The organism is Rhizobacter sp. P2_H2 (assembly GCF_056403375.1).
In genome coordinates, this window is record NZ_JBFUFP010000099.1 from 1 (window position 1) to 10,111 (window position 10,111).

Here is a 10,111-nt window from a genome sequence, read left to right on the forward strand (position 1 = left end):
GTCGCAGGGCATCGTCGCGTCGGTCGCGCGGCTGGTGCATCCCGGGGCGCGCTACCGGCTGATCGGCAGTTTCTCGGCCGGCAAGTCGTGATCGCCTGCTGATCAGACGACAATCCCGGCTCGATCGTTTGTTCAAGAGACCCGCCATGCCCGCTCCCACCGCCCTGCCCGCTTCGCTGCCGCCCGCCCACGACCTGACCGATGCCGAGTTCGCCGAACTCGACGACCTGCTGGCGGCCACGCCCGAGCCGCTGCAGCCGGTCGATGCGGTGATGCTCGACGGCTTCCTGTGCGGCGTGCTGGTGCAGCCGGTGCTGCTGGAGCCGGCGACCTGGCTGCCGCATGTGTTCGATTTCGACGGCCAGCCGCTGCCCGACGACGTCGACGCCGCCTGGCTGGAGCGCACCAGCGCCCTGGTGCTGCGCCGCTATGCCGCGCTGAACCGCGCGATCGTCGAGGACGGCTGGTTCAACCCGCTGGTGCTGGAGTTCGACGACGAGCACCCGCCGGCCCCGCTGGCCGAGGGCGAGGTCGATCCGATGGAAGGGCTGGCCGAGGTGTCGCAGCCGCTGATGCCGTGGGTGGCCGGCTTCCAGCACGCTGCCATCTGCTTCCCCGACCTGATGGAGCTGCCCCAGGACGAGGTGATGACCGCGCTGGCGCGGCTGTACCGCCACCTGCCGGCCGAGACCGACGAGGAGCGCGAGGTCGTCGCGACGCTGGACCGCGAGTACCCGCTGTCGACGCTGGACGACGCGATCGAGGAGATGGTCACGACCGTCGCCGAGCTGTCCGACCTGACGCGCGATGCGCGCTACAAGGTCGAGACGGTCAAGCGCGAGACGCCGAAGGTCGGCCGCAACGACCCGTGCCCGTGCGGCAGCGGCAAGAAGTTCAAGCAGTGCCACGGCGCCACCTGAGTCAGTGAAGTTCCAGCTGCTGTCCGACCTGCACCAGGAAACCGAGACCTTCACGCCCGAACCGGCGCCCGGCGCCGAGTTGCTGGTGCTGGCCGGCGACATCGACAGCACCTGGAAGGCGTTCGACGCCTTCCGCGGCTGGCCGGTGCCGATCGTCTTCGTCGCCGGCAACCATGAGTTCGACGGCCGCGAGCTGAACGACACCTGGCCGGCCCTGCGCGCACGCTGCGAAGCGCTCGGCATCACGATGCTGGAGCGCGAAACCTGCATCCGCACCGGCGCCGACGGCCGGCGCATCCGCTTCGCCGGCACGGTGCGCTGGTGCGACTTCGACCTGTTCGGGCCCGCGCAGCGCGAGAAATCGATGCGCGCCGGCTCGTACTTCATGAAGGTGCAGCGCTCGACGCTGAACGGCGAGGTCTTCGCCGCGCCCCAGGTGCGCGAGGAGGCGCTGGCCTGCCGTGCGTGGCTGGCCGCCGCGCTCGCCGAGCCGAACGATGCCGACGYGACGGTCGTCATCACCCACTTCGGCCCCAGCCTGCGCAGCGGCGACCCGCGCTACGGCAGCCAGGCCGGCACCGCGAGCTTCTGCAATGCCGACGATGACCTGCTGCCCGCTGCCGACCTGTGGATCCACGGTCATGTGCACTGCCGGCACGACTACGAGGTGGCGCATGCAGGTGGCGTCACACGTGTCGTCTGCAATGCACGCGGGCACACGAAGCGCGGCGAGAGTGCCGGGTATGACGGGCTGCGGGTGATCGACGTCTGACTCGGCGACGCCTCACTGCGTCTTGACGCCGAAGGCGGCAAGATGGGTCAGAAAATTGCGTGCGGCCAAGAACTGCATGTGCGGATCCGTTGCGTTGAGGATTGCGTTGGTATCCGTTTCAATGCATTGCTTGAGTACCACCGAGGCATCGGGACTGCTCGATATCTTTTTGGCAATGCGCACGATAAGCGCTGGCGCCTCCGGGTCGCCCGTCGACAGGTCCTTGACGGCCTGTAGAAACTTCTCCATCTTGGACTTCAACTTGGGGGCTCGATCGAGAATTTGCTCGATCTCTTTCGCCGTGTCCATGTCAATGTCAATGCCGAAGTCCTGGATGAATTTGGCCTTGCTGGCGAAACCGATGATTTCGTCTCGCAGTTCTTTCGGAAGACATGGACTCGTTTTCCACAAGACCATCGCCATGGGCCCGCGCTCTTGCCCACTCCAGCGAAGAGCAAAAGGATTCACCCCGACTCCCAGTGCGGCCGATCGTTGCTGTTCGACCCGGGACTGCAAGTCGGGCTCATCCCCTCTGGGCTTGAGTTTCTTGCGGAGTCTTTGGAGTATTTTGCGGGGTTGGAGTTTGCGGGGGTCCATGGCTCCGGCCTGGGAAGTGGAAGGGCGCCATTGAGTGGCTCGCCTCCACAACAAGGTTCCGCACCCTCTGGTGCAGATCCGGGCAACAAGCGGTCAGAGTCAATACGAGTTCATCGGCCGCGGGACGTGATGCGGCTCATCCACTGCAGCGGTGCCGGGGCGCTCGCGCCATGCTCGAAAGCGTCGAGTTCGGTGTCGCGCAGCGGGGACAGGCTCATGTCCAGCCCGAACGCGGTGCCGTAGTCGGCGGCCTCGGGTTCCACCTGGCGCGGTGCGCGGCGCGTGGTCAGCGACGCCAGCCAGGACCATCCGGATGCCAGGTTCATGATGTCGCTCCACGAGTGCTTGTGACATTCAGTGTCGGATGCAAGCGGGTGGTGCTGAAGCCCGAAATGAGGCACGCGAACGGTGCAGTTCGCGCCGCCGTGGTTCAAGTCACATCCAGTGCGGTGCGCGCGCCCGCCAGCAGCGCGTCGCCGACCCGGTCGAGCAAGCCGACGCGCGCCGACGGCGCCGCGCCGTCCGGCCCGAGCTTCCACTGGTGCCAGTGCAGCCGCACCGGCAGGCGGTCGTCCGGCCGCACCGCCACCAGCGCACCGCTGTCGAGCAGCGCCCGCGCCTGCAGCTCCGGCACGACACCGATCCCCCAGCCCATCGCCGCCGCCCGCAGGTAGGCCTCGGACGACGGCACGTGGCGCTCGCGCAGCCGCGGCTCGCGCACGCCGAAGGCCTGGGCCACCCACTGCTGCTGCATGTCGTCCTTGCGGTTGAAGATCAGGAACGGCACCTGCGCGAAGTTGGCCCGCGTCAGCCCCTGCGGCAGCATCTCGGTGATGAAGCCGGGGCTCGCGACCGCGGTGTAGTGCATCGCGCCCAGCGGCACCACGCGGCAGCCGCGCAGCGCCTCGCTGACGCTGGTGACGCAGCCGAGCACCGCGCCCTGGCGCAGCCAGTCGTGCGTGAAGTCCTGGTCGTCGACCACCAGTTCCAGCGACACGCCCTCGTGCACCAGCGCGTCGAGCGCCGGCAGCACCCAGGTCGCCAGGCTGTCGGCATTCACCGCGATCGGCAGGCGCTGGTCGGTGGGCGGCGCGTCGCCCAGCTCGTGCGCCAGGTCGGCGCGCATGGCCTGCATCTGCCGGGCGAAGCGCAGCAGCAGCTTGCCGGGCTCGGTCAGCCGCAGCGGGCGCGAGCGCACCACCAGCGGCTGGCCGACCTGCAGTTCCAGCGTGCGCAGGCGCTGCGACACGGCCGATTGCGTGATCGACAGCCGCTGCGCGGCACGCTCGAAGCTCGCCGCATCGGCCAGCGCAGCCAGCGCATCGAGCGCGGCGGGGTCCAGGTCTTTCATAAGCCATCCTAATSCAAGCCGAGAAATATGAATCCTTCTTCATGACTTCGCCCACCGTGCCGACAATCCGACGGCCGGCTTTTGCCGACGTCCTGACACCCGGATTCCATGACCCCCGACCTCTCCGCCGCATTCGCCCAAGGCTGGTTGATGACCGCCGGCCTGATCGTCGCGATCGGCGCGCAGAACGCACTGGTGCTGCGCCAGGGGCTGGCGCGCACGCACGTCGGCCCGGTGGTCGCGCTGTGCACCGCATCCGACTGGCTGCTGATCGTGCTGGGCGTGTTCGGGCTGGGTGCCGCCGTGCAGTCGGCGCCGGTGCTGCTGCAGGTGCTGCGCTATGGGGGTGCGGCCTTCCTGTTCCTGTACGGCCTGCGCTCGGCGCGCCAGGCCTGGCGCGGCGTCGATGCCGGCCTGCAGACGCGCGCCGGTRCCGCCAGCCTGGGCGCCACGGTGGCCAGCGTGCTGGCGATGACCTACCTGAACCCGCATGTCTACCTCGACACGGTGCTGCTGCTCGGCACGGTCGGTGCACAGCAGCCGGGCGACGGCCGCTTCGCATTCGCGGCCGGTGCGGGTCTTGCGTCGCTGATGTGGTTCGTGACGCTCGGCTACGGCGCCGCGGCCGCCTCGCGCTGGCTGCAGCGCCCGGCGGTGTGGCGGGCGATCGACGCCAGCGTCGCGGTGGTGATGTTCTGCGTGGCCGCCCAGTTGTTGTGGCGCCCGCTCTGAAGGAGCTTCAATGAAAGTCGTCGTGTTGGGAGCCGGGATCATCGGCGTGAGCACCGCCTGGTACCTGCTGGAGCAGGGCCACGAGGTCACCGTGGTCGATCGCCAGAAAGATGCGGCGCTGGAGACCAGCTTCGCCAACGGCGCGCAGATCTCGGTCAGCTTCTGCGAGCCGTGGGCCAATGCCGGCGCGCCGCTGAAGGTGCTGAAGTGGCTGGCGCGCGACGACGCGCCGCTGCTGTTCCGCCCCAAGCTCGACCCGCACCAGTGGCGCTGGGGCCTGAGCTTCCTGCTGCAGTGCAACGACGCCGCGTTCGAGCGCAACGTGGCGCAGCTGGTGGCGCTGGGCCGCTACAGCCACGAGTCGCTGAAGGCGCTGGTCGCGCAGACCGGCATCCAGTACGACCGGCTGGAGCGCGGCATCCTGCACTTCTTCTCGACGCAGCAGGAGTTCGACGAGGGTGCGGCCGGTGCCGAGCTGATGCGCCACCACGGCGTCGATCGCCGCGTGCTGTCGCGCGACGAGGTGCTGAAGGTCGAGCCGGCGCTGCAGGGCTTCGCGAACGGCATCGCCGGCGGCACCTTCACGCCCAGCGACGAATCGGGCGACGCTCGCATCTTCACGCAGAAGCTGGCGCAGCTGTGCCAGCAGCGCGGCGCGACCTTCCTGTACGAACACGACATCGCCGGCATCGATGCGGCGGGCGGTGCGGTGCAATCGGTGCGGCTGCGCCACCTGCAGACCGGCGAGCCGCGCACGCTGACGGCCGACACCTTCGTCGCCGCGATGGGCAGCTTCACTGCGCCGCTGCTGCGGCCGCTCGGCATCTACCTGAACATCTACCCCGCCAAGGGCTACTCGGCGACGCTGAAGCTGAAGCGGCCGGAAGCCGCCAGCGTCGCGAGCCTGCTCGACGATTCGCGCAAGATCGCGATCAGCCGGCTCGGCGACCACGTGCGCATCGCCGGCACGGCCGAGATGGCCGGCTACGACACCAGCCTCGACAGCGCGACCTCGCGCGTGCGCTGCCAGGCGCTGATCGACCGCTACGAAGAGGTGTTCCCGGGCGTCGCCGACACCCGCGAGCCGAACTTCTGGACCGGCCTGCGGCCCAGTACGCCGACCAACGTGCCGTACATCGGGCGCAGCGGCAAGCTCGCCAACCTGTGGATCAACGCCGGACACGGCACGCTGGGCTGGACGCACGGCGCCGGCTCGGGCCGTGCGCTTGCCGAGCTGATGAGCGGCCTGCGCCCGGCGCTCGACTTCGGGTTCTGCGGCGAGGTGCCGCAGGCCGGCACGCCACGCGTGGCCGCGGCCTGACCCGATCGAGTTACCAGCTGGCCGAGACGTACTTGTTGCCCGCGGCCTTGTAGCGCTCGATCGCCTTCTTCAGCTCGACCGTCTCGCTGCAGCTCGCGCCGCAGACCTTGTCCAGCGTGGCCAGGCGCTGCTCGGCGTTCGGCAGGTCGCCCTTCATCAGGAACAGCTCGCCGGAGTACTCGAGCGTGCCCTTGTGCTTCGGGTCGATGCGCAGCGCTTCGTTGTAGAACTTCTCCGAGCCGGCCAGGTCGGGCGTCTTCGCCTTGCGCAGGCTGTAGCCCATCAGGTTGTTCCAGTCGGCGCTGCCGGCATCGTTGACCTTCTTCAGCTCGTCGATGGCACCGGCCCAGTTCTTCGCGGCGATCTGCGCGCGCGCCGCGCCCAGCTTGTCGGCGGCGGCGGCGGCTGCGGCCGGGGTCGGGGCCGGCGGTGCGCTGTCGGCGGCGAAGGCGCTGCCCAGGGCCAGGGCGAGCGTCGAGAGGGTCAGCACGCGGGCGAAAGTGGTGTTCATGATCGTCAGGTCCTTCGGGTGGGTTGGCAGACACCATCCTCGGTGTCTTGCCGGTACTTACGGAGCGGATGGCGCCGACGGACGCATCCGCGATTGAAAGAAATTGCTACCAGAGCTTCACGCACGGGCCGATCAGCACGAACGGTCCCGCCGGCGCCGCACCGGCCAGCGCCGGCGCCACCTCCAGGGTGACTGCCAGCCGTGTCACGTTGAAGAAGAGCTTCTCGGAGCTGTCCGGGAGCGCCAGCACCGCGCTGCCATGGTCGGGCACCACGCCGAGCGGGAAGGGCTCGCCGCCGTCGCGCGGCAGCGCCCACAGCTGCGCGACGCGGCCGGCCGGCACCGCCACCGGCTGCAGCAGCTTCACGCTGAGCTGCCGGCCGTGGCGCAGCGAGCTCGCGAGCACGGCCGGACGGCCTTCGCCATCGCTGAGCAGGCCGACATAGCTTTGCGGCAGCGCCTCGGACGGCGGCTGCAGCCCGATCAGCCCCGGCTGCAGCCGCAGCACCGCCAGGCACAGCAGCACGCCGGCCAGCGCACCGCCGAGCGAGCGCGCGGACAGCAGGTTCGCAAGCCACGCCCCGAAGCCCGAGGCGGCCTTCGGCGCCACCGGGAACAGCCGGCGCTCGAGCTGCTGCCACGCCGCCTCGCGCGGCTGCATCGGCGGCACGCTGGCGGCAAGCACCGAGAAGCGCTGCTGCCACGCGCCGACCGCCAGCGACGCCGCCGGGCTGGCGGCCAGCACGCGCTCGAAGCGGCGCCGTGCGCCGCCGGTCAGCGTGCCCAGCACGTATTCGCGCGCCAGCCGGTCCAGGCGCTCGGGCTTCAGGTAGTTCATGCGCCGACCCCCGCCGCGACCAGGCAATCCTTCAGCTTGTCGAGGCCGCGTCGCACCCAGGCCTTCGCGGTGCCGACCGGCGCGTTCAGCGCGAGCGCGATGTCGGTGTGCACCATGCCGCGGTAGTACGCGAGCGCCAGCGCCTGCCGCTGCGAGGCGTTCAGCGCCGCCATGCAGCCGTCGATGCGCGCCTTGGTCAGCCCATCGTCCAGCAGCCGCTGCGGCTCCAGCGCGGGGTCGCCGGCGACGGCCATGGCCTCGTCGTCGAGCGCGGTGGTCGAAGCCCGCTCGGTCTTGCCCGAGCGCAGCGCATCGATCGCCTTGTTGCGCACGATGTTGATCAGCCAGGTCATCGGGGCCGCCACGTCGGGCCGGTAGCTCGCCGCGTTGTGCCAGACATTCATGAACGCCTCCTGGAGCACCTCTTCGGCGCGGTCCCTGTCGTTCAAGATACGGAACGCGACGCCCAACAGATGCGCGCAGGTGGCGCGGTACAGCGGCTCGAAGGCAGCACGCTCGCGCAGCGCGATGCGCGCGAGCAGCGCGGGCAGGTCGTTGGAAGGGGCACTCGTCGGATTCATCGCGCGGCAGTGTGCCCTACAATCCGCGCCCCCCACCCGTTGTGCCCTTCGCCGCCATCATGTATTGCGCCATCGACTTCGGCACGTCCAATTCGGCCATCGCGATTCCCGATGGATCAGCCCCCGGCCAAGCTGCCAGCGCGATGCGCCTGGTCGAACTCGAGCCCGGCCAGCGGACGATGCCGACCGCGGTCTTCTACTTCGTCGAAGGCGCCGAGACCAACGGCCCGCCGCGCGCGTTCGGCCGGGCGGCGCTGGCCGCCTACGTCGACGGCCTCGACGGCCGGCTGATGCGCTCGATGAAGAGCATCCTCGGCAGCAGCCTGGCCGAGCAGACCACCGATGTCGGCGGCGGGCGCGGCGTGAAGTACCTCGACATCATCGCCGGCTACCTGAAGCACCTGAAGACGCTGGCCGAGACCGAGGCGCAGTCGCCGATCCACCGCGCGGTGCTGGGCCGGCCGGTGTTCTTCGTCGACGACGACCCGGTGCGCGATGCGCAGGCGCAGGCCACGCTCGCCTCGGCCGCGGCCATGGTCGGCTTCGACGAGGTGCACTTCCAGTACGAGCCGATCGCCGCGGCCTTCGACTTCGAGAGCAGCGTCGACCGCGAGCAGCTGGTGCTGGTGGCCGACATCGGCGGCGGCACCTCGGACTTCTCGCTGGTGCGCGTCGGGCCCGAGCGCGCGCCGCGGCTGGAGCGCAAGGACGACATCCTCGCCAACCACGGCGTGCACATCGCCGGCACCGACTTCGACCGCCGCGTCGAGCTGGCCAGCATCCTGCGCGAGTTCGGCTACGGCGCGATGGGCCCGAGCGTGGCCGGCGCGCCGGCGCGCGAGGTGCCGACCGGCGTGTACTTCGACCTCGCGACCTGGCACCTGATCAACTCGGTGTACAGCCCGCAGCGCGTCGCGGAGCTGCGCAGCATGCGCGGCTTCTACGGCAACCCGCTGCACCACCAGCGGTTGATGACGGTGGTGACCGAGCGGCTGGGGCACGAGCTGGCATCGCGCGCCGAGGCCGCCAAGATCAGCGTCGCCGAGGGCGGCGACACGGTGATCGACCTGTCGCACGTCGAGCGGCGGCTGGAGGTGCTGCTGACCGAGCGCGAGGCGGTGCAGGCGATCGAGGGCGACATCGCGCGCATCGTCGGCGCGGCGCGCGAGACGGTGCTGCAGGCCGGGCTGCGGCCGGAGCAGGTCGATGCGCTGTACTTCACCGGCGGCTCGACCGGGCTGCGGCTGCTGGCCCAGCAGATCGCGGCAGAGTTTCCGCAGGCGCGCGCGGTGCGCGGCGACCGGTTCGCGAGCGTGGCCACCGGGCTCGCGCTGCACGCCCGGCGCTGGTTCGAAAGAAGTTAACGCCGCGGGCGGTGCGGCGGCCGCTGTTGCGGCCGAGGCGCCGCGGGCTGCGCTTGCAGCGGCCGCCCGACATCGGCCAGCAGCAGCGTCGCGCGCACCAGGCCCTCGACCGCCTCGCTCAGGTCGGCCGGCGGCTCCAGCGATTCGATCTCCTCGAGCAGGTCGTCGGCGTCCTCCAGGTCCTCGGGATCGAGGTGGCGGTACAGCAGCGCGAGCGGCTCGGTCAGCGCCTGCGCGTCGCCGTTCATCAGCTCGGGAAACGCCTCCATCGCGGTCGCGAAGCCGGCCACCCAGGGCAGCACTGCCTCGATGCTCGCGTCATCTTCGTCCGAGCCGTCGTCGAGTTCGAACACCCACGGGTCGAACCACTGGCGGCGCGTGATCGCGTCGTTCAGCTCGGCATGGCGGCGCTGCGCCAGCTCGTGCAGGCGGCGGGCGTCGAAGTTCGCCGGCAGTGGGCGACCGTCGACATCGGTCAGCAGCGGCAGCCAGCGCTGTGCCGGCACGCGCACCGGCTGCACCAGCACGCCGCACAGGAAGCCGTCGACCATGCTGGCGTCCAGCGGATCGAGCGGCGCCGGCACCGCATCGAGGCGGGCCTGCAGTTCGTCGATCTCCGACTCGCTCAGCGGAGGGGCGGGCGCATGCGTGCGCGCGGGCGGACGGCGGTGGGAGGGCGGGTGCATCGGCGGATTGTCGCGCCGCGCGGTGTGCACGTCGCGCCACAGCGTCATTCGCGATGCGAACGCATGAAAACGCATGCGAACTTCTGTGGGGAAATTCGACATCACTTCGGTCACTTGCCGCGGCGCCTCGCGCACCGTTGAGCGCATGGACCGATCAGCGCCAAGCCGCGCCAATGCTGGGTTTGCGGCCGATGACGAGGTCTGGCCGCGGAGCCTGTGCCACAGGTGCGATGAAATCGTTTCCCCCGTATTGGGGATGGCCCAAACGTTTTCGTCCTCCTACAGTGCACCCATGCTGTCACACGGGTTTGAAATCCAAACCACGCGATACCAACGATTGCACTGAGCCGGGGCCCTCACCAGAACAACAGGCGACCGGCCGCAACGATCCCAACGACGTCCTCTCTCTTGAGGACTTCCAGCCCACCCTTCACAGGG

12 protein-coding genes are annotated in these 10,111 nt (G+C 69.9%); 5 read left to right on the forward strand and 7 right to left on the reverse strand.

Annotated elements, in window-relative coordinates; translation table 11 throughout:
• Positions 1-146: 146 nt before the first annotated feature.
• Positions 147-920 (forward strand): UPF0149 family protein, encoded by a 774-nt coding sequence (locus AC1D15_RS08710; protein WP_477825668.1) that lies wholly within the window; start codon positions 147-149, stop codon positions 918-920.
• A 4-nt stretch (positions 921-924) separates the two neighbouring features.
• Complete coding sequence (locus AC1D15_RS08715; protein ID WP_477825669.1) at positions 925-1,692, forward strand: metallophosphoesterase; 768 nt, start codon at positions 925-927, stop codon at positions 1,690-1,692.
• 12 nt (positions 1,693-1,704) lie between these two features.
• On the opposite strand, the gene AC1D15_RS08720 is transcribed toward AC1D15_RS08715, so the two are convergent.
• From AC1D15_RS08720 to AC1D15_RS08730, 3 genes are all read right to left on the reverse strand, one after another.
• The gene (locus tag AC1D15_RS08720; protein WP_477825670.1) at positions 1,705-2,289 is read right to left on the reverse strand and encodes a hypothetical protein; all 585 of its coding nucleotides are present in this window, start codon (positions 2,287-2,289) and stop codon (positions 1,705-1,707) included.
• 110 nt (positions 2,290-2,399) lie between these two features.
• Positions 2,400-2,615, reverse strand: a complete 216-nt coding sequence (locus tag AC1D15_RS08725; protein WP_477825671.1) for a hypothetical protein — start codon at positions 2,613-2,615, stop codon at positions 2,400-2,402.
• A 104-nt stretch (positions 2,616-2,719) separates the two neighbouring features.
• Positions 2,720-3,640, reverse strand: a complete 921-nt coding sequence (locus AC1D15_RS08730) for a LysR family transcriptional regulator ArgP (protein ID WP_477825672.1) — start codon at positions 3,638-3,640, stop codon at positions 2,720-2,722.
• A 108-nt stretch (positions 3,641-3,748) separates the two neighbouring features.
• Between AC1D15_RS08730 and AC1D15_RS08735 the strand changes: the two genes are divergently transcribed.
• On the forward strand, positions 3,749-4,372 hold the full coding sequence (locus AC1D15_RS08735; protein ID WP_477825673.1) for a LysE/ArgO family amino acid transporter: 624 nt from the start codon (positions 3,749-3,751) through the stop codon (positions 4,370-4,372).
• Between the two features lie 10 nt (positions 4,373-4,382).
• Entirely contained in the window at positions 4,383-5,693 is a 1,311-nt protein-coding gene (locus AC1D15_RS08740) for a D-amino acid dehydrogenase (protein ID WP_477825674.1), read from the forward strand.
• 10 nt (positions 5,694-5,703) lie between these two features.
• On the opposite strand, the gene AC1D15_RS08745 is transcribed toward AC1D15_RS08740, so the two are convergent.
• From AC1D15_RS08745 to AC1D15_RS08755, 3 genes are all read right to left on the reverse strand, one after another.
• Positions 5,704-6,204: a tetratricopeptide repeat protein gene (locus AC1D15_RS08745; RefSeq protein WP_477825675.1), complete on the reverse strand. Its 501-nt coding sequence runs from the start codon at positions 6,202-6,204 to the stop codon at positions 5,704-5,706.
• A gap of 106 nt (positions 6,205-6,310) precedes the next feature.
• Complete coding sequence (locus AC1D15_RS08750) at positions 6,311-7,042, reverse strand: anti-sigma factor (RefSeq protein ID WP_477825676.1); 732 nt, start codon at positions 7,040-7,042, stop codon at positions 6,311-6,313.
• Positions 7,039-7,623, reverse strand: coding sequence for a sigma-70 family RNA polymerase sigma factor (locus tag AC1D15_RS08755; RefSeq protein ID WP_477825677.1), 585 nt, complete (start codon positions 7,621-7,623; stop codon positions 7,039-7,041). The genes AC1D15_RS08750 and AC1D15_RS08755 overlap by 4 nt, the downstream gene beginning before the upstream one ends.
• A 59-nt stretch (positions 7,624-7,682) precedes the next feature.
• Between AC1D15_RS08755 and AC1D15_RS08760 the strand changes: the two genes are divergently transcribed.
• Positions 7,683-8,987 (forward strand): Hsp70 family protein, encoded by a 1,305-nt coding sequence (locus tag AC1D15_RS08760; RefSeq protein ID WP_477825678.1) that lies wholly within the window; start codon positions 7,683-7,685, stop codon positions 8,985-8,987.
• Here the strand turns inward: AC1D15_RS08760 and AC1D15_RS08765 are convergent.
• On the reverse strand, positions 8,984-9,673 hold the full coding sequence (locus AC1D15_RS08765; RefSeq protein ID WP_052212571.1) for a YecA/YgfB family protein: 690 nt from the start codon (positions 9,671-9,673) through the stop codon (positions 8,984-8,986). The two genes, AC1D15_RS08760 and AC1D15_RS08765, sit on opposite strands and share 4 nt — an antisense overlap.
• Between the last annotated feature and the right edge of the window lie 438 nt (positions 9,674-10,111).